The organism is Lichenicoccus roseus (assembly GCF_005844085.1).
Lineage (GTDB): Bacteria > Pseudomonadota > Alphaproteobacteria > Acetobacterales > Acetobacteraceae > Lichenicoccus > Lichenicoccus roseus.
Window position 1 is genome coordinate 744,000 of the sequence record NZ_VCDI01000002.1, and the last position, 21,894, is coordinate 765,893.

19 protein-coding genes are annotated in these 21,894 nt (G+C 69.9%); 5 read left to right on the forward strand and 14 right to left on the reverse strand.

Annotated elements, in window-relative coordinates; genetic code table 11:
- Positions 1-11 precede the first annotated feature (11 nt).
- The 13 genes from FE263_RS08770 to FE263_RS08830 all read right to left on the reverse strand — a co-directional run bounded on the left by FE263_RS08770 (position 12) and on the right by FE263_RS08830 (position 14,718).
- Positions 12-287: an oxidase gene (locus FE263_RS08770; protein ID WP_138325551.1), complete on the reverse strand. Its 276-nt coding sequence runs from the start codon at positions 285-287 to the stop codon at positions 12-14.
- On the reverse strand, positions 284-961 hold the full coding sequence (locus FE263_RS08775; protein ID WP_205880309.1) for a cytochrome c oxidase subunit 3: 678 nt from the start codon (positions 959-961) through the stop codon (positions 284-286). The genes FE263_RS08770 and FE263_RS08775 overlap by 4 nt, the downstream gene beginning before the upstream one ends.
- Entirely contained in the window at positions 958-2,610 is a 1,653-nt protein-coding gene (ctaD, locus tag FE263_RS08780) for a cytochrome c oxidase subunit I (RefSeq protein ID WP_138325552.1), read from the reverse strand. The genes FE263_RS08775 and ctaD overlap by 4 nt, the downstream gene beginning before the upstream one ends.
- A complete protein-coding gene (locus FE263_RS08785) occupies positions 2,607-3,572 on the reverse strand; it encodes a cytochrome c oxidase subunit II (RefSeq protein WP_138325553.1) in 966 nt (321 codons plus the stop codon). The genes ctaD and FE263_RS08785 overlap by 4 nt, the downstream gene beginning before the upstream one ends.
- The gene (locus FE263_RS08790; RefSeq protein WP_138325554.1) at positions 3,569-4,141 is read right to left on the reverse strand and encodes a hypothetical protein; all 573 of its coding nucleotides are present in this window, start codon (positions 4,139-4,141) and stop codon (positions 3,569-3,571) included. Before FE263_RS08790 ends, FE263_RS08785 begins: the two co-directional genes overlap by 4 nt.
- Positions 4,128-5,114, reverse strand: coding sequence for a hypothetical protein (locus FE263_RS08795; protein ID WP_138325555.1), 987 nt, complete (start codon positions 5,112-5,114; stop codon positions 4,128-4,130). Before FE263_RS08795 ends, FE263_RS08790 begins: the two co-directional genes overlap by 14 nt.
- Complete coding sequence (locus FE263_RS08800; RefSeq protein WP_205880310.1) at positions 5,111-5,656, reverse strand: c-type cytochrome; 546 nt, start codon at positions 5,654-5,656, stop codon at positions 5,111-5,113. The genes FE263_RS08795 and FE263_RS08800 overlap by 4 nt, the downstream gene beginning before the upstream one ends.
- On the reverse strand, positions 5,653-7,524 hold the full coding sequence (locus FE263_RS08805) for a quinol:electron acceptor oxidoreductase subunit ActD (protein WP_138325556.1): 1,872 nt from the start codon (positions 7,522-7,524) through the stop codon (positions 5,653-5,655). Before FE263_RS08805 ends, FE263_RS08800 begins: the two co-directional genes overlap by 4 nt.
- The gene (locus tag FE263_RS08810; protein WP_138325557.1) at positions 7,521-10,418 is read right to left on the reverse strand and encodes a TAT-variant-translocated molybdopterin oxidoreductase; all 2,898 of its coding nucleotides are present in this window, start codon (positions 10,416-10,418) and stop codon (positions 7,521-7,523) included. The genes FE263_RS08805 and FE263_RS08810 overlap by 4 nt, the downstream gene beginning before the upstream one ends.
- A 22-nt stretch (positions 10,419-10,440) precedes the next feature.
- Positions 10,441-11,052 (reverse strand): cytochrome c3 family protein, encoded by a 612-nt coding sequence (locus FE263_RS08815; protein ID WP_240759229.1) that lies wholly within the window; start codon positions 11,050-11,052, stop codon positions 10,441-10,443.
- Positions 11,053-11,280: 228 nt separating this feature from the next.
- Positions 11,281-11,619 (reverse strand): ferredoxin FdxA, encoded by a 339-nt coding sequence (gene fdxA / locus FE263_RS08820; RefSeq protein ID WP_138325559.1) that lies wholly within the window; start codon positions 11,617-11,619, stop codon positions 11,281-11,283.
- Positions 11,620-11,707: 88 nt separating this feature from the next.
- Positions 11,708-12,058, reverse strand: coding sequence for an RNA-binding S4 domain-containing protein (locus tag FE263_RS08825; RefSeq protein WP_338086699.1), 351 nt, complete (start codon positions 12,056-12,058; stop codon positions 11,708-11,710).
- Entirely contained in the window at positions 12,055-14,718 is a 2,664-nt protein-coding gene (locus FE263_RS08830) for a helicase-related protein (protein ID WP_138325731.1), read from the reverse strand. Before FE263_RS08830 ends, FE263_RS08825 begins: the two co-directional genes overlap by 4 nt.
- A gap of 111 nt (positions 14,719-14,829) precedes the next feature.
- On the opposite strand from FE263_RS08830, the gene FE263_RS08835 reads away from it, so the two are divergent.
- The 3 genes from FE263_RS08835 (at position 14,830) to FE263_RS08845 (ending at position 17,500) form a co-directional block, all read left to right on the forward strand.
- Entirely contained in the window at positions 14,830-16,260 is a 1,431-nt protein-coding gene (locus tag FE263_RS08835) for a leucyl aminopeptidase family protein (RefSeq protein WP_240759233.1), read from the forward strand.
- Between the two features lie 176 nt (positions 16,261-16,436).
- Positions 16,437-16,826: a MarR family transcriptional regulator gene (locus FE263_RS08840; RefSeq protein WP_138325561.1), complete on the forward strand. Its 390-nt coding sequence runs from the start codon at positions 16,437-16,439 to the stop codon at positions 16,824-16,826.
- 218 nt (positions 16,827-17,044) lie between these two features.
- Complete coding sequence (locus tag FE263_RS08845; protein WP_138325562.1) at positions 17,045-17,500, forward strand: hypothetical protein; 456 nt, start codon at positions 17,045-17,047, stop codon at positions 17,498-17,500.
- A gap of 103 nt (positions 17,501-17,603) precedes the next feature.
- On the opposite strand, the gene FE263_RS08850 is transcribed toward FE263_RS08845, so the two are convergent.
- The gene (locus tag FE263_RS08850; RefSeq protein ID WP_240759235.1) at positions 17,604-18,617 is read right to left on the reverse strand and encodes a glycosyltransferase family 4 protein; all 1,014 of its coding nucleotides are present in this window, start codon (positions 18,615-18,617) and stop codon (positions 17,604-17,606) included.
- Between the two features lie 105 nt (positions 18,618-18,722).
- On the opposite strand from FE263_RS08850, the gene FE263_RS08855 reads away from it, so the two are divergent.
- Both FE263_RS08855 and FE263_RS08860 read left to right on the forward strand, forming a co-directional pair.
- The gene (locus FE263_RS08855; protein ID WP_138325563.1) at positions 18,723-20,765 is read left to right on the forward strand and encodes a polysaccharide biosynthesis protein; all 2,043 of its coding nucleotides are present in this window, start codon (positions 18,723-18,725) and stop codon (positions 20,763-20,765) included.
- Positions 20,765-21,886 (forward strand): DegT/DnrJ/EryC1/StrS family aminotransferase, encoded by a 1,122-nt coding sequence (locus FE263_RS08860; protein WP_138325564.1) that lies wholly within the window; start codon positions 20,765-20,767, stop codon positions 21,884-21,886. Before FE263_RS08855 ends, FE263_RS08860 begins: the two co-directional genes overlap by 1 nt.
- Positions 21,887-21,894: the final 8 nt, after the last annotated feature.

The window sequence follows — 21,894 nt, forward strand, 5'->3', positions numbered from 1 at the left end:
AAACCCGGATATCAGCGGGTCAGGTAGTCCGTGAGCGTCATCACGAACATGATGGCGACCCACAGGAAGCCGGCGACGCCGAAGAAGCGGATGACCGGCGGCTCCCTGATAAGCTCCATCGAGAAGAACAGCAGCAGCAACACCATGACACCCGACAGTGCTGCCTCGAAGTATCCCGCACCCGGGAAGGCGAACTGCCCGAGCAGCAGGTTGCCGCCGAGCAGGCCGAGCAGCGCCGCGCAGACCAGCACCGGCACACGCATGGAGCGGACGAAATCCGGCGTCATCCGCGGTTCACCAAGTAGAGCGTCGGGAACACGATGATCCAGACCAGGTCGATGAAGTGCCAATAGAGGCCGAAGATCTCGATCCGGTTCTGGTGCAGCGACAGGTAGCCGGCGCGGCTCGCCTGCCGGGTCAGCACCAGCAGGATTGCGATGCCGGTGATCAGATGCACCCCGTGCAAGCCGGTGGCTGCGAAATAGTCGTTGATGAACAGCCGGCTGGCATGGTCGTGCGGCAGGGCATAGGGACGCCAATCCAGGAACGGCACCATGTGCTCCTGGTAGTCCCGGTAATATTCATATGCCTTGAGCAGCAGAAACACCGAGCCGAGGCCACCGGTCGCCAGCATGCAGCGCACCATCAGCGTCTGCAGGCCGAGGCGCGACGCATTGATCGCGCCGGACATGGTGAGGCTGGAGCAGATCAGCACGACGGTATTCGAGGCGCCGATCCAGAACTTCAGGTGCGTGGCGGCCGCGGAGACCGACGCCGGATGCAGCACCCGCAGCACGGTGGCGACGAGCAGCAGGCCGCCGAACAGCAGCAGTTCGGTGATCAGCCAGCACCACATGCCGAACTTCGCGGCATGGCGCTGCTGGGCCTTGGTGGTGAACTGCTCCTCGAGCGCGATATCGACCGGAAGTGCCGCGGCCACGTACGAAAGCACCGGCCTCACACCCGGCTCTCCCGATCGCGGTAGTCGTACGGCTCGAAATCCACCGTAGGCGGCGTCTCGAAATTATGCTTCGGCGGTGGCGAGGTGGTCATCCATTCGAGGCCGCGCGCATGCCATGGATTGGCCGGCGCCCGCTTTCCGTAGCGCAGCGACCAGACCAGGTAGATCATCGGGAATATGTAGCCCAGCGCCAGGATCAGCGAGCCGGCCGAGGACAGGATATTGAGCAGCTGGAACTCGGGTGGATAGGTGTGGTAGCGCCGCGGCATCCCGAGATAGCCGAGCAGGAATTGCGGGAAGAAGGTCGTGTTGAAGCCGATGAAGATGAAGAAGGCCGAGACCCGGCCCCATCCCTCGGGATACATCCTGCCGGTGAATTTCGGCCACCAGTAGTGCAGCCCGCCGAGGAAGGCGAGCGCGGTACCACCGACCATGATGTAGTGGAAATGCGCCACTACGAAGTAGGTGTCGTGCACGTGCTCGTCGATCGCCAGCGTTGCCAGGAACAGGCCGGTCAGGCCGCCGAGCACGAACAGGCCGATATAGCCCATCGCGTAGAGCATCGGCGTGTCGAGCTTGATGCTGCCCTTGTAGATGGTCGCGGTCCAGTTATAGACCTTGACCGCCGACGGCACCGCGACCGCAAACGACAGCAGCGAGAAGCTCAGGCTGGCGACCTCGCTCTGGCCGTTGACGAACATGTGGTGGCCCCACACGAAGAACGTCAATGAGGCGAGGCCTAGGCTGGCATAGGCGACGAAGCGGTAGCCGAACAGCTTCTTCTGCGCGAACGCCGGCACGATCTCGCTGATCACGCCCATGCCGGGCAGCACCATGATGTAGACCGCCGGATGCGAGTAGAACCAGAACAGGTGCTCGAACAGCACCGGATCGCCGCCGAGCGCCGGGTCGAAGATGCCGATGCCGAAGGCGCGCTCCAATACCAGCAGCAGCAGGGCGATGGTGATCACCGGCGTCGCCAGCAGGAAGATCAGGCTGGTCGCATACATGGTCCAGCAGAAGATCGGCAGGCGGAACCAAGTCATTCCGGGGGCGCGCATGGTGTGCAGGGTGACGACGAAGTTGAGCCCGGTCAGGATCGAGGAGAACCCGACGACGATCACGCCGAGCAGCGCCGGGATCACCCAGGTGTTGGAGAAGGTGGTGCTGAACGGCGCATAGAAGGTCCAGCCGGTATCGACGCCGCCGACCACGATGGTGAACAGGGTGAACAAGGCGCCGCACACGAAGATGTACCAGCTCAGCCGGTTCAGCCGCGGGAAGGCGACGTCCCTGGCGCCGATCATGATCGGCAGCAGGAAGTTGCCGAAGGTGGTCGGGATCGACGGGATCAGGAAGAACCACACCATGACCACGCCGTGGATGGTGAACAGCTTGTTGTAGGTATCGTTGCTGAAGATCGCGCCGTTCGGCACCACCAGCGACAGCCGGATCAGCCCGGCGGCGATCGAGCCCAGCACGAAGAAGAAGGTGATCGACAGCAGGTAGAGGATGCCGATGCGCTTGTGGTCGATGGAAAAGAACCACGAGCGCAGCGTATGCTCGTCATGCAGGTAGTCCGGCGGCCTGCCGATGGTGCCGCGGCCCGGCGCCGGGTCGCGATGCAGCAGGCTCTCGGACAGGCTCATGGGGTGGCTCCTTCCGAAGGGGCCGCGCTGCCCAGTGATTTCACGTAGGAGACCAGCGCGATCATCTCGCCCTCGTCGATGGCACCCTTGAAGGACGGCATGAGCTGGCGGTAGCCCGCGATCTGGTTGCGGCCGGGATCCAGGATCTTGTCGCGTATGTAGCCATCATCGGCGACCAGCGTGCCGCCGGACGCCAGCGGCACCGGCGAGCCGAACAGCCCGGCCAGCGACGGTGCCCGCACCATTCCGCCGCCATCGTGGCACCCCGAGCAGCCATGCGCGCTGAATGCGGCGCGGCCCTGCGCCACCAGCGAGCCGGGCGTCGAGGATCGTTCCAGCCATCTCTGGTAGGCGGCGGGCTGCATGATGGTGAGGTAGCCGCCCATCTCGGAATGATCGGTGCCGCAATATTCCGAGCAGTAGAGCCGATACGTGCCGGGACGGTCGGCCTTGAACCACAGCTCGGTATAGCGGTCTGGCAAGGTCTCCATCTGTATGCGCAACGCCGGCAGGAACAGCGCGTGGATCACGTCCTGCGAGATCATGGTGATCACCACCGGCTGGCCGGCCGGCACGTGCAGGTCGTTGATTTCCGCCTGGCCGCCGGGATGCTGGAATTTCCACATCCACTGCTTGGCGATGGCACTGATGTGGATCGCATCGCCCGGCGCGTGCTTCTGGGTGTCGAACATCCTCGCACCCCAGTAGAAGAAAACGAGGGTGAGCAGGAACGGGATCAGCATCCAGCTCACCTCGAGCAGCCGGTTGCGGTTTTCGCGGTAGCTGCGATGGGCGATGCGGCCGTCGCGGAACCAGATCGCGAAGACGGTGATGGCGATGAAGATCGGCACCGTCAGCAGCAGCGTCAGGGCGGTGAATCCGAACACCAGGTGGTCGGTCTCCGCGGCGTTCAGCGAGGCGGAAGTCGGCCACAGGGCAAGGGCCTGCTGATCGGGCTTCATGGCGCAACCGGGGTGGCGTCGTCGTCGAGCGAATGGCCGACGCTCAGCGCGGCGCCGCGTTGCAGCGGCACGCGGGCGTGGGTGTGCGCGGCGTCCAGCCAGGACCACGAGCCGGCCGCGCGATCCATGGCCTGCATGGCGTCCTTGTACTCCTGGAGTGGATCGGCCTGCAGGCGCGGCTGCGGCGGCACGATCGTGGTGTCCTGTAGCCGGGTCGGTGCCGGGATGCCGCGACGGGCATGGCCGAACGCCGCCAGCATGGCCACCGTGAGGGCGATCGCGACGAAGGCGGCCAGGAACAGTACCGCCATGCTGCGCGCCAGGGTTCCGGCGCGCATGTCGGACGGCTCGAAGCCGCGTTCCAGGGCGGCGGGGCTCGGCGGTGTCTCCGGCAGACCGCGCGCACCGAGATCCTCCGCACCGGCCGCAATCCCCGGCGTCGCCTGGCGCCATCGCCAGAGCAGGCCGCCGCCGAGCACCGCGGCTGCCCCCGCCACCGAGCCGATCGCAGCACCGAGCAGCAGGCCGGGCGGCGTCCGGCCGGGCTCGTGGCTGTCAGGCCGGGACACGGGGCGTTTCCCGGCGATCGCCGGCCGGGGTCAGCGTTGCGCCGGCAAGCCCGGCGATCACCAGCATGCCGGCCAGATCGAGCGGGATCACGACGAACCTCCCGCGCAGGCTCGGCGTCACCAGCCAGAACATCCCGAGCACATGCAGCGCGAGCAGCGCCGCCGCGCAGGGTGCCAGGGCGCGGGCAGGCCGGAGCGCCAGCGCCGGGATCGCCACCACCAGGGCAGCCGGCAGCAGCGCCTGCATCGCCAGGCCGGTGCCGCTGGTGCGCGCGAGGTACCAGCCCGCCTCGCGCGGCAGGTTGGCCGACCAGACGATCAGGTACTGGGTGAAATGCAGGAACGCCCAGGCGGCGAGCAGCAGCATCAGCAGCCCGGCCAGCGGCCCTGCGTGCTGGCGGCGTCGCGCGGGTGGCAGCAGCAGGATCGCCAGCGAGACGGCGGCACCGGCCTGCGCGCTCAGCAGCATCAGGCCCAGGCCCGCCGGCACCAGGCCCGGTCGCAGCGACGCGATCCAGTCGGTTGCCGCCAGGGTGACCAGGGCGACATGCAGCAGCAGGCCGATCGTCCCGGCGAAGCGCCGCCCAGGCCGCGGCGATGGTCGGGACGTACGGAAGAACACCACCGCCAGCAGGCACCAGGCCAGCAGAACCAGCCCCTCCCGCACGAGCAGTGCTTCCGGCGCGAACCACGCCCCGGGCAGCGTCGGCAATGCCCTTCGCTCCAGCAACGGTGCCGTCAGCGCCGACGGGATCATCAGCGGCAGCAGCCGGCGCAGGCTGCCGGCCAGCGGATGGTCCTCGGCCCCGGTGGCGGCAAGGGCCATCAGCATCGCCAGCGCCCCGACCGGCAGCGCCGATAGCGCCAGCCAGGCAGCCAGCCAGGATTGCAGCATGACCGGACCCGCGAACGGCAGGCAGAGCAGCACGGCGACCACGAGGAGGCTGGCGAGGAGGATCGCGGGGCGGTTCATCGCGGTCCCGCCCCATTGCGAGCCGCCCGGTCCAGCCGTGCGCGATCGTCGGCCGTCAGCTCTGCGGCAGGCACGTCGCCGCTGCGCTGCAGCGCCCGTACCCAGGCGATCACCGCCCACCGATCGGCCGGCGCGATGCGATCGCCATACCCGTACATCACTCCGTAGCCGCGATCGATGACGTCGTAGAGCCTTGCCGCGGACAATCCCCGCACCGCGGCGGCGTGCAGGTCGGGCGGATGCGGGAAGCCGCGACGGACGATCATGCCGTCGCCCAGCCCGTCGCGCCCGTGGCAGGGCGTGCAGAAGATGCCGTAGCGCTGCTCGCCACGCGCCAGCAGCCCGGCATCGATGCGGGCCGGCTGCGGCGCCGCCGGATGGTCGTCCGGGGAGACGGTGCCCGGCACCGGCGGCTGCTCCACCTGCCCGTGCGGCAGCAGGCGGCTTGCGTTCCAGACCCGCGACTTGTCCTGCACCGCCATGTCCTCGCGCTTGCACGCCGACAGCGCCAGCAGAGCCGCGAGCGGGATCGCGGCCTTCACCGCGGCACCCGGCTGACCTGCAACGGCTTCGGCTTCAGGTCCTGCAGCACGGCCAGCGCGCGGTCGGCGGGAAAGCTCTCGACCAGTCCCTCGAGCACCAGGAAATAGCGGTCGTGCGAGGCGTGGTTGAAGTTCGGGATGTTGAAGGCCGGGTGGTTCAGCCGCGGCAGCCGGTTCTTGAGCAGCAGCATCGCCAGCGTGCCGAGCGCGGCGCACAGCAGCCCGGACGAGATGCTGGGCACGATGAAGGACGGCCAGGAGAACCAGGGCCGGCCGCCGATATCGAGGATGTAGTAGCCGGTGCTCACGTAGGCGCAGTAGCCGAACATCGCGAGCGTGCCGATCGCGAAGCCGGCCAGAGCCGCTTCCGGAACCCCGCGCGACGCCAGTTGCAGCGCCGCGTCCGCCTCGTCGAGCGGCATCGGCGAGAACAGGTCGAGCCGGGAGATGCCGGGGCGGACGACGCCGTGCTCGCGCATCATGCGATGCGCGGCGTCCAGGGCGGGTTGCGGCGTGTCGTACTCGGCGGCGATAGCCCAGAGCGGCGCGCCGTCCCCCGGATCGTCGGACTGCGCGGCCGGATGCGGGTCCGCCTGCGGCCGCAGCACCAGCACCACCGCGGGCAGCACGCGGAGCAGGACCAGCAGCAGGAACAGGAACAGCCCGCCGGTTCCGGCGAAGGTCGCAAGCCCCCAGGGGCCGATGCCGTACGAATGCGCCGAGGACGGCAGGAAGTCGTGTTCCAGCGTGGTCACGATGACCATCGCATGATCCGCCCACATGCCGACGCAGATGCTGGCGCCGATGGATGCGATCGCGGTGGCGGAGCGGCGCAGGGACGGCAGCCAGAACAGTTGCGCCGCCAACGGTCCGGCGGTGAGCATGGTCCAGAACATCCAGGCCTGGCCGCCGGCCAGCCGGCGATGCAGCGACGCGATCTCGAAGCTGTCGCCGCCGATCAGCGTGGTGAACAGGCTGGCGCCTTCGCAATAGAGGTCCGCGACCCCGAGGCCGAGCAGCACCCAGGCGAGCAGCGCCAGCGGACGCGCATCGATGGTGCGCTCCAGGCGCAGCGCCGATCGCGCCACCATGGTGACCAGCGCGACCCCGGCGGTCCCGGAGAACACCGCGCCGACCAGGAAGCTCACCGGTAGGATGGTATCGTGCCAGCCGGGCAGCACGGTGCCGGCGAACATCACCGCGGCGCCGGTCTGCAGGGTCGGCACCACCAGCAGCCCGAGCCAGGCGAGACAGCGCATCGCCTGCCGCCAGCGATGCCAGTGCATCGCCGAGCCGCGCCATCCGAGTGCGGCGACGCCATACACCTGCGCGACCAGCCTGCGCCGGTGCTGGTAGTCCGGGTCGCCCTCGGCGATGCGCTCGGCGGCACGATCGCGCAGGCTGGCGAGATCCGGCAGCAGGCCGATGCCCCAGAACGCGACGCTGATGACGAGGTAGGCGAGGATGTCGATCGCGTCCCAGTAGAGCGGGCTGCGCACCTGCGGCTGCAGCAGCATCGTGTTGGGGTATGGCAGGTTCCAGTAGAAGAACCACGGGCGGCCGAGATGGATGACCGGGTACGCCGCCGCCGCGACCGCGGCGAGCACGGCGATGGTTTCCGCGATGCGGTTGAGCGCATCGCGTTCCGGGGTGCCGAGCAGCAGCATGGCCGACGACACCACCAGCGCCCCGCAGGCAATGCCGATCCACCAGTCGTAGCTGACGATGTCGAGCGCCCAGGTGACCGGGATATTGTTGCCCCAGATGCCGGTGCCTTCGTACAGCAGCCAGCCAAGCGAGATCAGCAGCACGCCGATCAGGCCGACCGAGGCCGCAAGCGCCAGCTTCCAGCGCGCCGGCCCGCTCATGCCGGACCCGCTGCGGGCTCGTACTTGGCGAGGTAGGTGGTACGCGGCTTCACCCCGAGGTCGCCGAGCAGGCTGTAGTTGCGCGGATCCTGCCGCTTCGCACGCACGGCGCTGGTCGCGTCGGCAAGGTCGCCGAAGCTGATCGCCTGGGTCGGGCACGCGGTCTGGCAGGCGGTGCGCACGGTGCCGTCGGAAATCGGATTGCCGGTCTTGTCGCTGTCGATGCGGCCCTCGGCGATGCGCTGCACGCAGTACGTGCATTTCTCCATCACCCCGCGGGCGCGCACCGTCACATCGGGATTGCGCTGCTCGGCAAGCTGCGGCGCGGCGCCGGCGCTGTAGTCGAGGTAGTTGAAGCGGCGCACCTTGTACGGGCAGTAGCCTGAGCAGGCGCGGGTGCCGATGCAGCGGTTGTAGACCATGACGTTCAGGCCTTCATGGTCGTGCACGGTGGCCTCCACCGGACAGCCGACCTCGCACGGCGCGTCCTCGCAATGCATGCAGGGAACCGGCTGGAAATGCGTCGCCGGGCTCGCCGCGTCGCCCTCGTAGTAGCGGTCGATGCGCAGCCAGTGCATCTCGCGGCCTTCGGCGACCTGCTCGCGCCCGACCACGGCGATGTTGTTCTCCGCCTGGCACGACACCACGCACGCATTGCAGCCGATGCAGCTGTCGAGGTCGATCACCATGCCCCATGCCCTGGTGGCGGTGGTTCCGGTGTCGGCGGGGGAACTGCCGCTTGCCGCCCTGCCGCCGTAGAGCCGGTCCGCCGTATCAGCCTTGTCGCCCACCGGTGCGGCGCCGACCTGCTGCACGCGCACCAGGTCGTGGCCTTCCATCGTGTTGTGGTCCTGCGTCGTCACCAGCTGGTGCCTGCGCCCGGTGCGCGTGATGGAAGCCGACGGGATGTGGAACGAATTCGCCACCGGACGCAGCAGGGCGGCGTCGTAGCCGATGCCGGTCGCCAGCATGTCCGGATTGCTGCGGCCATAGCCCAGCGTCAGGGTGACGCTGCGCGCCGCCTGTCCGGGCATGATCCAGGCCGGCCCCTCGACCGCGCGGCCATCGGCTTCCAGCCGCAGCACGTCGCCCGCGACGATGCCAAGCTCCTTGCCGAGGGTGGGCGAGACCAGCACGGCGTTGTCCCAGACGATACGCGTCAGCGGCTTCGGCAGCTCCTGCAGCCAGGCATTGTTGGCGCCGGCGCCGTCGCGGAGCACCGGATCGGGCCTGAACAGCACGTCCACCTTGCCCGGTGGCGTAGCCGGCGGCGTCGGCGATCCGCCACCGGGTGCGGAAGTGACCGCGACCGGTCCGGCCTGGCTATCCGCGATGAAGCCCTGCAGCAGCGCCTGGTGCCAGGCCGTGTCGAAATTCCCGCCCATCCGCGTTCGCCAGTAGGCGCGCAGCAGCGTCTGCCCGTCCTGCGGCTGCGCGTCGGTCAGCAGCGACAGGATCTCCGGCACGGTACGGCCGGCGTACAGCGGCAGGATGGTCGGCTGGATCAGGCCGATGGTGCCGTCGGCGGCGCGGGCATCGCCCCAGCTTTCCAGCGGATGGGCGAGCGGGATGTGCCAGTCGCAGGCGGCGGCGGTCTCGTCGGCGTAGAGGCCGGCATGCAGCTTCATCGGCACCCGTTCGAGCGCCTGCGCAAAGCCAAGCGAGGAGGGGGCGTCCTGCACCGGATTGACGTCCAGCATCACCAGCGTGCGGACCTGCCCGCGCTGCATCGCCTGCACCAGGGCAGGCAGGTCCTCGGCTTGCGCCGCCACCGGGGCGATCGGCAGCACGGTGCGGCCAAGATTGCCAAGCCGGGCATTGAGCCTGTGCACTGCTTCGTGCACGGATACCGGCTGCCACGCGCCCGCCACCACCATCGTGCTGCCATCCGCGTTGGCGAGCGCCTGCGCCACCCGCTTCTGCCAGGGATCGTCGCCCCCATCGGGGAGCCTGTGCGCCAGCCGCTCGATGTCGGACTGCGCCGCCACCAGAAGATGGTCGGCCTTGCTGCTGGTCAGTGTCGGTGTCGGCGCCACCGCGTGCAGGGTAAGCAGCGTGCCGCGCGCTGCCGAGGCCCGTCGCGCCTCGGCCCAGCGCGAGGCCAGCCCGACCTGGCGCGGACCCGGATCAAGGATGTCGCCATCGAGCGACACCACGGTTCGTGCCTGCGAAAAATCGTAGAGCATGTCGAGCGGCTGCCCGAACGCGCGCGCGGCACCGGTACGCGCTGCGAACGCATCGGCGGGCGCGTGCACATGCCAGCGTAGTCCGGGGAAGCGTTGCTGCAGGCCCCGGATCTGCGCCAGCAGCGACGGCGAGGTGACCGGCCCGGTCAGAAGATGCAGCCCGTCGCGCGGCAAAGCCTCGATCACGGGGCGCAGGCTGTCCCAATCGTCCGGGCGTCCGAGCCGCAGCACCGCCTGCGAGCGGAACGGGTCCCAGAAATCCAGCACCGAGGCCTGTCCGGCGATGTCGGTGCCGCCACGGCTCCATGGATGCGCCGGCGCCCCCTCGATCTTGATCGGACGGCCGTCCCGCGTGAGCACCGTGACGCCGTTGGCATGGCCATCGATTAGGGTCGACGAGGCGTAGCGCATCACCTGTCCCGGATGCGCCTCGCGCGGCTGTTCGACGTACGGGATCTCCTTCGAACGAGGGTCGTCATCCGGATCGTCGCAGCCGGCGAGCCCGGCCAGCGATAGCGACGCCGCCATCAGGCGCAGGAACGCACGCCGGTCGACGCCACGCCCCGGCGACGCGTTCGGGAACTCGGTGTGCAGGAAGCGGCGGAAGGCGTCGTTGCCGTCGAGCTGGTCCAGGCTGCGCCAGAGTGCGCCGTGCTGGGCCGACAGCCTGCCGCGCAGCGTCGCCAGGCCGGGATGCTCGCGGCTCATGCGCAGCCTGCCGGTGCGGCCGTCACCGGTGGCAGACCGAGCAGTCGGAGAGCTGTGCCCCGCTGCGGATGTGGTACTGCGCCAGAAGCGCCTTTCCGCGTGCGGCCTGGTCGGCGGGCGGCATCCATTCGGTGTTCCAGACCTGGTCGGGGTTGCGCAGGCGCATCGCCGGGTTGCGATGGCAGTCTAGGCAGAACTGCATGGAGAGGTTCTGCGCCCGCGCGGTCAGCTGCATCCGGTCGATCGCGCCATGGCAGGACGAGCAGCCGACGCCCTTGGCGACGTGGATGCTGTGGTTGAAATAGACATAGTCGGGTAGCCGGTTCACCCGCACCCAGGCGAGCGGCATGTCGTGCGCGAGGCTGTCGCGCACCGGCGCCAGCATCGCCGCCCCGGTCCAGAGCTGGGAGTGGCAGGTCATGCAGGTGTGCGTCGGCGGCAGCCCGGCGCTCGCACTCGCCTCGACCCCGGTGTGGCAGTAGCGGCAGTCGAGGCCGAGCTCCCCGACATGATGCTTGTGACTGAACGGCACCGGCTGTTCCGGCGCGATGCCGACACGCGAGATGTACGACGAGTGCTGCAGCAGCTCCAGGGTCAGAGCGCTGGCGCCCACAAGCAGCAGCAGGGACAACATTGCAAGCCGAAGCCAGGCATCCGCTCCGGGTGCAAAAAGCTGACGCATGGGCCGCTGTGCGCTCTGGCCTAGGTGCGCCGGCGCGGGCTGGCCTGCCTGGAGTTCGTCATGCCGTCCCACCCTGCACCAAGCCACGCGCCATCGAGGTTATGCGTGGCGGTCGTGCCGGCTGCCAGGGGAATCCGGCAAACTTTTCCGTCAGGTCGGCGGATCAGACCGTGCTGCCGCTCAGCCGGCGCTCTGGCCCGGCTCCGGCGAGAACAGCGCGGCCTTGTCCGGCTTGTCCTTCCACTCGTCGGCGTCGGCCGGCGGCGTGCCCTTCCGGGTGATGTTCGGCCAGATGCGGGAGAACTCGGTGTTCTTCTCGGCCCAGGCGCCGGCGCGGTCGTCGCTGTCCGGGAAGATCGCTTCCGCCGGGCATTCCGGTTCGCACACGCCGCAATCGATGCATTCGTCCGGATTGATCACGAGCATGTTCTCGCCGACATAGAAGCAGTCGACGGGACACACCTCGATGCAATCCATGTATTTGCAGCGGATGCAGTTTTCGGTGACCACGTAGGTCATCACCATCTCCAGAAATGCGGTCGTCCGGCAGGACAAGGCGGGCCGGGAGATATGCGGAGGTTTGCGGGCAAGCGCAAGGCGCGCGGCTTCATGGGGCGGGCTGCAGACCGGCCGTCGTCGGTTCGATCCCGGACCGGCCTGGCTCGGGGATCTCCTCGTAGAGGGTGCGCGCCTCGCTGGCCGGGCCACGGCGCGAGGCCAGCGCCAGGATGCGCAGCACGGTGACGCCCTGGCCACGCCGGGGCAGCGTCACCACGTCGCCGGGCCGCAGGCGCGCATGCGGCTTGTCGGTCGGCTGCCGGTTCACCCGGATCAGGCCGTCCTGCACCAGCCGGGCACAATCCGACCGGGCCTTCAGGAAGCGTGCACACCAGAGCCACTTGTCGAGCCGCTGCCAGTTGCGGTCCTCCTGGTCCGGCACCGCCGGTGGCCTGCTCACCGGCGACCGCGCAGCAAGGCCAGGGCCGCAAACGGGCCGTCACGGCTGGGTTGGGGGGCAGGCGTCACCTCGGGCGGCGCCGCCTGAACGCGCTGCCGGGTGCTGCCCGGAGCAGGCGCTTCCCGGCGGCGGGCGATGCTCATCAAGGGCGGGCAGGGCGGCCCGGCATGGCCGGCCGGCAGCGGGGCGGCCGGCCGCAACCGGACCTCGAGGCCGCGCAGCACCGCCGGCAGCAGGTCGGCGCGCACCGAGAGCCGCGATGCGAGGTCGGCGGGAAGCGCTGCCGGCCGGTCGCGGGTCAGCCAGGCGATCTCCGCCATGATCCGCTCGGCGACATCGAGACGCAGCCAGACCGGACCGGCCGGCACCCAGCCGAGCGCCGCCAGCAGGGCGCTGCCGTCCGTCGCTGCCTCCTGGCGCGGCACGCTGACCGCTCCGGCGAACGGCAGCGGCGGCACCGGGACGCCGGCGCGGACCGCCAGAAGCGCCGCGCGCAAGGTCGCCGGCCGGGGCTTGAGCAGCGCCGGCATGAACAAGGCGAGCCGTCCCGCCCTGATGCCGAGCGGCTTGAGACGCTGGCGCAGCAGCGGCGGGATCGCCTGCGCGGTCGGACCGCCGACCAGGCCACCCTCCTCGACCAGCCGGTGCAGCAGCCCGCGCAGCAGCGGGTCCGATTGTGCCCGGGACTGCGCCTCGAACAGCGGCGCCAGGTGGATCTCGATCTCGCGGTTCAGCCAGGCCTGCAGGCGTGCCCGCACCCGCTCGCGCTGCGAGCCGTCGAGGAATTCGCTGTCCAGCACCTCGACCATCGGCCGCAACAGCCCGGCGCCCGGTCGCAGCCGGGCGACCGGCGCGCCACGCCCGCCCGAGGCATCGGTCCAGAGCAGGCGCCGTGCATCCGCCGACATCGAGAAGGCGGCATCGGCGGCGGCGGCCAGCGCCTGCACCCGGCGCGGCATCTCCTCGCGCAGGGCCCGGCGCGCGGCGCGCAGCACCAGGCGCTTCTCCGGACCTTCCGCCAGCGGGTCGGGCTGGAAGCCGAAGCCCGCCACGTGGCCGACCGAGTGGCCCTCGACCACCACCTCGCCCTGGCTGGTGACCGCGGACAGCATGTCCTGGCCCTCGGTCTCGTCGAGCCGGCGGAACAGCAGCGCGGCGCGGCGGTCGACGAAGCGCGCGGTCAGCCGCTCGTGCAGCGCATCCGACAGCAGGTCCTCGACCTCGCGCGCCTTGGCCTGCCAGTGCGGCGCATCGTCCAGCCAGTCGCGGCGGGCGGCGATGTAGGAACACACGCGCACGCCGGACAGCCGTTGCATCAGCGTGTCGATGTCGCCGTCGCTGCGCGAGAGCTGGGCGATCTGCGTCGCCAGCCAGTCGGTCGGCAACCGCCCCTGGTTGATCACGCTGGTGAACACGCGGGCACACAGCCTGGTGTGGCTGTCGTCGCCGAGCTTGCGGAAGTCCGGGATCTGGCAGGCCTCCCAGAGCAGGCGGGTGGCGCTGCGGCTGCTCGCCAGGCGGCGGATGTCCGGCTCGCGGGCCAGAGTATCGAGCGTCTGCAGGTCGGCGGCCTCGTTGCCGGCGACCAGGCCGCGGCGCGGCGGCGGCACCAGCAGGCTCGCCAGCAGCAGGTCGGGACTGGTGAAATCGAGGTCACCGTTGCGCCAGAAGATCTGCTCGAGCGGATCGAAGCGGTGCGCCTCGACCGCCGCCACCACGTCCTCGGACAGTTCCGGGCAGGTCCCGGTGGTGCCGAAGGTGCCGTCGCGCATGCCGCGCCCGGCGCGTCCGGCGATCTGCGCCACCTCGGGGGCGGTCAGCCGGCGCGGCCGCGAGCCGTCGAACTTCGACAGCCCGGCGAAGCCGACATGGTTCACGTCCATGTTCAGCCCCATGCCGATCGCGTCGGTGGCGACCAGGTAGTCGACTTCCTTGTCCTGGTAGAGCGCCACCTGGGCGTTGCGGGTGCGCGGCGACAGCCGGCCCATCACCACCGCGCAGCCACCGCGGCGGCGGCGTATCAGCTCGGCGATGGCGTACACCTCGGCGGCCGAGAAGGCGACCACGGCGGAACGCGGCGGCAGCTTGGTGAGCTTGGCCGCACCCGTATAGGTGAGCTGCGACAGTCGTGGCCGGGTCTCGATCTCGGCGTCCGGGATCAGGCGTGACAGCAGGGGACGTATGGTCTCGGCGCCGAGGAACATGGTCTCGACCAGGCCACGTGCGTGCAGCAGGCGCTCGGTGAATACATGGCCACGGTCGGCGTCGGCGCAGAGCTGGATCTCGTCGACCGCCAGGAACTCCGGGGCGACGAAGCTGCCGCCGCGGTCTATCGGCATCGCCTCGACGGTGCAGGAGAAGTAGCGCGCGCCGGGTGGCACGATCTTCTCCTCGCCGGTGATCAGCGCGACGTTGCGCTCGCCCTTGGCGGCGACCATGCGGTCGTAGTTCTCGCGCGCCAGCAGTCGCAGCGGGAAGCCGATGATGCCGGAGTTGTGCGCGAGCAGCCGCTCGATGGCGAGGTGGGTCTTGCCGGTATTGGTGGGGCCAAGCACGGCCTTGACGCGATGCCGGACGCGGCCCGGATCGTCCGTGCCGTGCAGTCGGCTGCCGGCGGCCGACAGGTTAGGGCTGCGCACCCTGATCGATGAGCCCGGCATGCCTGTGATGGTCGGGTCGCCGCCCGCCGATTGCAAGCACTGGCTTCCTGCAGGACGCTTGCCAGCGATTCGAGGACGCCCGCCGAGGGCCCGCATACAAGGATGACCTTCATGTTCGACCGACCGCTCGACTGTCTTGTCGCCGCCGATCGCGCCACCGGCGTGCGGCCCGTGCACGTCGTGCGGCCCGAGTCGCTGGATGATGCGTTGGGCCGCCTCGGCGGGGCCGGAAAGCTCGGCGGCTGGCTGCGGGACATCGGCTTCACGGCAAAGGCCGGAGAACTGGCGCTGCTGCCCGGCGAGGCGGGGGTGTCGGCGGCGCTGCTCGGCATCGGCTCCGGCGGCGAACCGCCTGGACCCTACGCCTATGCCGGTCTGCCGCGCGGCCTGCCGCCCGGGGACTGGCAGCTGGAGGGACCGGAGCTGCCGGACGCCGATCGCGCCGTGCTCGGCTTCTGCCTCGGCGCCTATGGTTTCCGACCCTACAGGGACGCCGAGCCGCGGCAGCCGGCCAGGCTGGTGACGCGTTCCGTCGACCCGTCGGGGGACGGAGCATCGGGGGCGGCGCAGGCGCGGGCCATCTGGCTTGCACGCGACCTGATCAACATGCCGGCCAATGCACTCGGCCCGGCCGAGCTTGCGGACGCTGCCCGTGAGGTTGCTGCAGGCTTCGGCGCGGACGTCAGCATCCTGCAAGGCGAGGCGATCGAGCGCGGCTATCCGGCCATCCACGCCGTCGGGCGGGGTTCGCCGCGCACGCCTCGGGTAGTGCGTGCCGAATGGCGTGGCTCGGCGGCAACCGGCGAGGCGCCGCTGGTCTCGCTGGTCGGCAAGGGCGTCTGTTTCGACACCGGCGGCCTCGACCTCAAGCCCTCGGCGGCGATGTTGCGCATGAAGAAGGACATGGGCGGCGCCGCGATCATGCTGGGCCTTGCGCGCCTGATCATGGAGCGCGACCTGCCGGTGCGGCTGCAGCTGCGGCTCGGCTGCGTGGAGAACAGTGTCTCTGGGGAGGCCATGCGGCCGTCCGACGTCATCGCCACCCGCGCCGGCCTCCATATCGAGATCGGCAACACCGACGCCGAGGGCCGGCTGGTGCTGTGCGACCTGCTGGACGAGGCCTGCGAGGATCGTCCCGACGTGCTGATCGACGCCGCGACGCTCACCGGCGCGGCGCGGGTGGCACTCGGCCCGGACCTGCCCGCGCTGTTCTGCAACGACGACGCGCTAGCCGGCGCCCTGCTGCGCGGCGGGGTGGAAGCGCACGACCCGGTCTGGCGCCTGCCACTGCACGCCGCCTACGACGACTGGCTCAGCAGCTCTGTCGGTCACCTGAATAATGTTTCATCAAAACCGATGGCCGGGGCAGTCACGGCAGCGTTGTTCCTGCAACGATTCGTCAAAAAATCTGTACCTTGGGCACATCTCGATACATACGCATGGCGCGACTCGGCGTCACCCGGTCGTCCGGAGGGGGGTGATGCCCAGGGACTCGGAGCCTGTTACAGAGGTTTGTTGCAGACTCTTAACCTTCAGGGGTAACCAAATCATCTTGGTAACGTAATCGGGACTGAACCAAATCAGTTTACCTGTCTATAAAGCGAGCTGTTACGATCTTGTTAACGCTTCCCGGGGTGGCGCACACGCGTGTCCTCCTGGCTTGGTTGTAGTCGGACCCTCCGGATTATCGGTCGTGTCGTTGAAGAAAGGATTTTAAGGTGCCGCAACCCTCGTCGTCTGATCAGCTTGTCGGAACTCTGCGTGATACCGTCGTCTCCATGGTCCGTCGCGACGGACCTGACCTGTCGGCTCGTCAACTCGGTGTCTTCCTGACCTGCTATCTCCAGGAGGGCGCGCACACGGTCCGGGGCCTGGCCGCGGAGCTGAACGTCTCGAAGCCCGCGATCACCCGCGCGCTGGACCGCCTTGGCGAACTCGACCTTGCCCGCCGCAAGGTCGATCCGATGGATCGCCGTTCGATCCTGGTGCAGCGCACGCTGAAAGGCGCGGCCTATCTGCGCGAGCTTCGCTCGATCATGACCGAAGCCTCCAGCATCGCGCGCAAGGGCGGCCACGCCTCCGAGCACGGATCTCGCCGCGCCGGCTGATCGCTTCCGGCCCGGTGTCACGGGCCGCCGGCATCACAGCTTCACCACGTCTGCCGTCCTGGCGGGAGACGCGGTGCGCGGTGGTCGATATGCTTCGCGGCCGAGCCGACAGCGCATGCTTGTGGCGTCCGTCGCAACCGGCCCGGTTCTCGAACGATAGTGGCGCAAGCGCATCTCCTGTCGATGCCGCACGCCAGTCTTTAAGAAAGGAATTCGCCATGCGGATGGCTGCCCTCGCCACCGGTCTCGCAGTCTCCCTCTCGACCTTCGCCCTGCCCGCGCTAGCCGCGCGCGATCCCGGCGCCTCCGGACCGGTGGCCGGCCACGTCACCATCACCGCGAAGGCGGCCGATATCGGCGTCGGCTATACATGGGGAGACGGCGTGCTCCGCTTCCACGGCCGCGACTACCACTTCAGCGTCAAGGGCGTGGATGTGGCCGCCGTCGGATATTCCAGCGTGACCGGCCATGGCCGCGTCTATCACCTCCGTCATCTGCATGATTTCGACGGTACCTACGCGGCTGCCGACGGCGAGGCGACGCTCGGCAACGGCATCGGCGGTCGCGTGCTGAAGAACGGCAACGGCGTCGAGATCCGCATCGACGACATCAGCAAGGGCGCCCGTCTTTCCGGCGCCGCCCAGGGTATCGAACTGAAGCTGTCGCCCCAGTAAGCATGGCTGTGCGGATCGACTTCGGTCGGTCCGCATGTTCCCAGCGACGAGCGATCGGGCGGCGGGCTGAAAGGCGCGCCGCCCGTTCTCGTTGCGGGCCAGGCTACCAACAGCCGATCGGTCGCAGGCGGGCGCGGCGGATTACCCAGCTGGTCCATCCGAGTTGCGGCAGCAGCACGCCGGCGAGGATGGCCGCGACATCGGTCCCGGCCTGCAGCGCCAGCGCCAGCAGCGCTCCCCACAGCACGAAGCCCCAATGCACCAGCGTGACCTGCCAGGCCGGGATGCCGGTGCGAAACGCAACTTGATACAGATGGCCACGATGCGCCTGCAAAAGCCGCTCGCCGCCCACGAGGCGGCGACACAGGGTGAAGCCGACATCGTACAGGATGCCGGACAGCAGCAGCGGGCCGGCGAGGGCGGCGTCGAGTGCGCCATCGGTCATCGCTCCGGCGCGCCAGTGCAGCAGGGCAAGGGCTGCAACCGCCAGTCCGATCCCCTGGCTGCCGACGTCGCCGAGGAAGATCCGGGCGCCAGGGTAGTTGAACGGCAGGAAGCCGAGCAGGCCGGCGCTCAGCAGGCAGCCGGCAATGGTCGCAAGCGGGTCCGGCGTGTCGAGGCCGAGGAACAGGCTGGCCAGCGCCATGCTTCCCGCGGCCAGGCCGTTGAGGCCGTCGATGAAGTTGAGCGCGTTCGTCGCGAACATCAGCCAGCAGAAGCCGACCGCGAACCCGATCTCCGGGTGCGAGGGCAGCGGGGCGAGGACGGCGGCTAGGATCGCAGCGGCGACCGCCTGCGCCATCAACTTCGCCATCGGCCTGTATTGCCGCACATCGTCAAGCCAGGAGACCAGGGCCAGCATTCCGACCGGCAGCAGCAGCGCCGCCATCCGGGATGGCGCGGGACCGGCGCCCAGCCAGCCAGCCACCGGCAGCAGCAGCAGCAGCGCCAGCACCGGGCCGACGCCGCCGCCCTTGGGTGTCGGTCTGGCATGCGAACTGCGATGGCCGGGCCGGTCGAGCACGCCGACCCCGATCATCAGCCGCACCGTCGCCGCCGAAAGCAGCAGGGCCGCGAGGCAGAGCGGGAGCAGCAGCGGGAAGACGGCCATCGGCATCGTGCGCGGTCCGCCTCCCTGCTGGCGAGTTGCTCTTGGGCCGGGCGCCCTGGAGGACCCGGGGCGCTTCTAGGCCGGGACCGGCTGGGCTATACGGCGGCGGTGATGGCCTCGCAACGCCCCGACGGAACCCAGGTGCCTCCGGATCCAGCGCGCACCCGCCGGTCGGCCCGCATGCGCGCGGCGAACCGGATCCTCGTCAACATGGCACTCGACGGCGCGTTCGCGGCGGCGGCGGCGCCGATCGCGCGCTACCTCGCGGATCCGAAGGGCGGCCTGATCCATCCGCTCTGGTTCCTCGCCAGCGGCGCCATCACCCTGCTGGTCGGCGGCGCACCGTTCCGCATGCCGCAGCAGTACTGGCGCTTCTCCGGCATCGCCGACCTGCTCGGCATCGCCGGTGGATCGGTGCTGAGCGCCGCCCTGTTCGCCCTGCTGTTCCACGTCACCGGCTACCCGCTGCCGAGCGTCACCTTCCCGGTGATCCACGCCATGGTGCTCCTGCTCATGCTGGGTGGCCTGCGCATCGTCTACCGGCTGTCGCAATCCAAGCGGGTGCGGCTGTCGGCCGAGGAGGTGCAGCCGGTGCTGCTGGTCGGCGCCGACGAGCCGGCCGACCTGTTCCTGCGCGCCATCGGCCGTGACCGCTCCTCGTCCCTCCGCATCCTCGGCCTGCTGGCGCTCGGCACCCACCAGGCCGGCAGGCGCATACGCGGCCACGGCATCCTCGGCACCGTACGCGATGCCGGCGCGGTGCTGGACCGCCTGGCCGCCGCCGGCCGCGCGCCGCGCGCGCTGGTGGTGACCGAGCCGGATTTTCGCGGCGAGAACCTCGCGGCCCTGATCGAGGCGGCGGATGCGCGCGGCATCGCGGTACGCCGGGCGCCCAACCCGACCACGCTGGCCCCGGCGGCGCGGGTCGAGCTGCGGCCGGTGGCGATCGAGGAGCTGCTGAACCGGCCGCAGGTGCCGCTGGATCGCGACGGCATGGCCGGGCTGGTGCGCGGCCGGCGCGTGCTGGTGACCGGCGCCGGCGGCAGCATCGGTTCCGAGCTCGCGCGCCAGGTCGCCTCGCTGGATCCCGAATTGCTGGTCCTGGTCGACCACGGCGAATTCGCGCTCTGGCAGATCGACCTCGAGCTCGGCGAGACGGTGCCGCACGTTCGGCGCGCCGCGGTGATCGCCGATACCCGCGACGCCGGGCGCATCGAACGCGTGTTCCAGGCGTACCGGCCGGAACTGGTCTTCCATGCGGCGGCGCTGAAGCATGTGCCGATGGTCGAGCTGAATCCGGGCGAGGGGCTGCTGACCAACATCGTCGGCACCAGGCAGGTCGCCGACGCCGCCGCGCGGGCGGGAGCCCGGGCGATGGTGCTGATCTCGACCGACAAGGCGGTCAATCCCAGCAGCCTGATGGGCGCCTCCAAGCGTGCTGCCGAGATGTACTGCCAGGCGCTCGATATCCGGGCGCGGCAGAGCGAGCCCGAAGGTGACGCGCCTGGCCCGATGCGCTGCGTGACGGTCCGGTTCGGCAACGTGCTCGGCAGCAACGGCTCGGTGGTGCCGCTGTTCCGGCGCCAGCTCGAGCGTGGCGGTCCGCTGACGGTGACGCACCCGGACATGCAGCGCTACTTCATGACGGTGCCGGAGGCGGTCGGGCTGGTGCTGCAGGCCAGCGTGCTGGGCACGGCACGATCCGGGATCGCAGCCGGCCTGAGCGACAGCACTGCGTCCCGCCTGCGCGACGGCGGCATCTTCGTGCTCGACATGGGCCGGCTGGTGAAGATCGTCGATCTGGCGCGGCAGATGATCCGGCTTGCCGGGCTGCGGCCGGACGAGGACGTGGCGATCCGCTACACCGGCCTGCGTCCGGGCGAGAAGCTGGTCGAGGAGCTGTTCCACGGCCACGAGCCCCCGGTGCCGACCAGCCATCCCGGGCTGCTGATGGCCACGCCGCGCACCGCCGACCTGCTGGCGGTCGGCAATGCCATCGATGCCATCGAGACGGCCTGCCGCGGCGGCGATCCCGCGGTCGCGATCCGCCTGCTGCACGCGCTGGTCCCGGAGTTCGCGCACAACCGGGACGGTGCGCCGCCGGCGAGCCCGTACCCGCCGGTGCCGCTGATCCATGCCGAGAGGACCGCCTGATGACGCCGATCGCCTTCCTCGATCTCAAGGCGCAGCAGGCCCGCATCGGCACCGGCCTGCGCGCGCGCCTGGAGGCGGTGCTGGCGCATTGCCAGTTCGTGCTGGGTCCGGAGGTGGCGGCGCTCGAGCAGCGGCTGGCGGAGTATTGCGGGGCCGCCGAATGCGTCAGCGTCAGTTCCGGCACCGATGCCCTGCAGATCGCGATGATGGCCGAGCGCATCGGACCGGGAGATGCCGTGTTCCTGCCCGCCTTCACCTACACCGCGACCGCAGAGGTGCCGTTGCTGCTGGGGGCGACCCCGGTGTTCGTCGATGTCGATCCGCGGAGCTTCCAGATCGACTGCGTATCGCTGCGCCACCGGATCGAGGCCGTGCGGCGCGCCGGGAGGTTGCGGCCGGCGGCCATCGTCGGGGTCGACCTGTTCGGGCAGCCGGCACCCTGGGTGGAGCTGCGCGGTATCGCGCAGGCGGAGGCGATGTTCCTGCTCGACGATTGCGCGCAGAGCTTCGGCGCCAGCCTGGACGGCCGCAAGCTGGGCCGCGAGGCCGACGCCACCGCGATCAGCTTTTTCCCGTCCAAGCCGCTTGGCGGCTACGGCGATGGCGGCGCGCTGCTCACCGACGATCCGGCGCGCGCGAAGCTGTACCGGTCGTTGCGCACGCACGGCGAGGGCGAGACCCGTTACGAGGTGCTGCGCATCGGCATGAACGGGCGGCTGGATACGCTGCAGGCCGCGATACTGCTGGCCAAGCTCGATGTCTTCGACGAGGAGCTCGCCCGGCGCGAGGCGATCGCGCAGGCGTACGATGCAGGCCTGGCCGACAGGCTTGCCATTCCGGTGCGTGTCCGTGACAGCTCCAGTGCCTGGGCGGTGTATTCGGTGCTGCTGCCGGACGCGGCCGCGCGCACCGCCACCCAGGAGGCGCTGCGCGCGGCCGGCGTGCCGAGCGCCATCTACTATCCGCGCCCGCTGCACCACCAGCCGGCCTACCGCGACCAGCACGACGGCACGGCGCTGCCGGTGTCGGAGGATCTGGCCACCCGGATCCTCGCGCTGCCGATCCATCCGGACCTGACAGACGACGAGGTGGCCCGGGTGATCGCCGCCGTGCCGGGCTGAAGGCACCG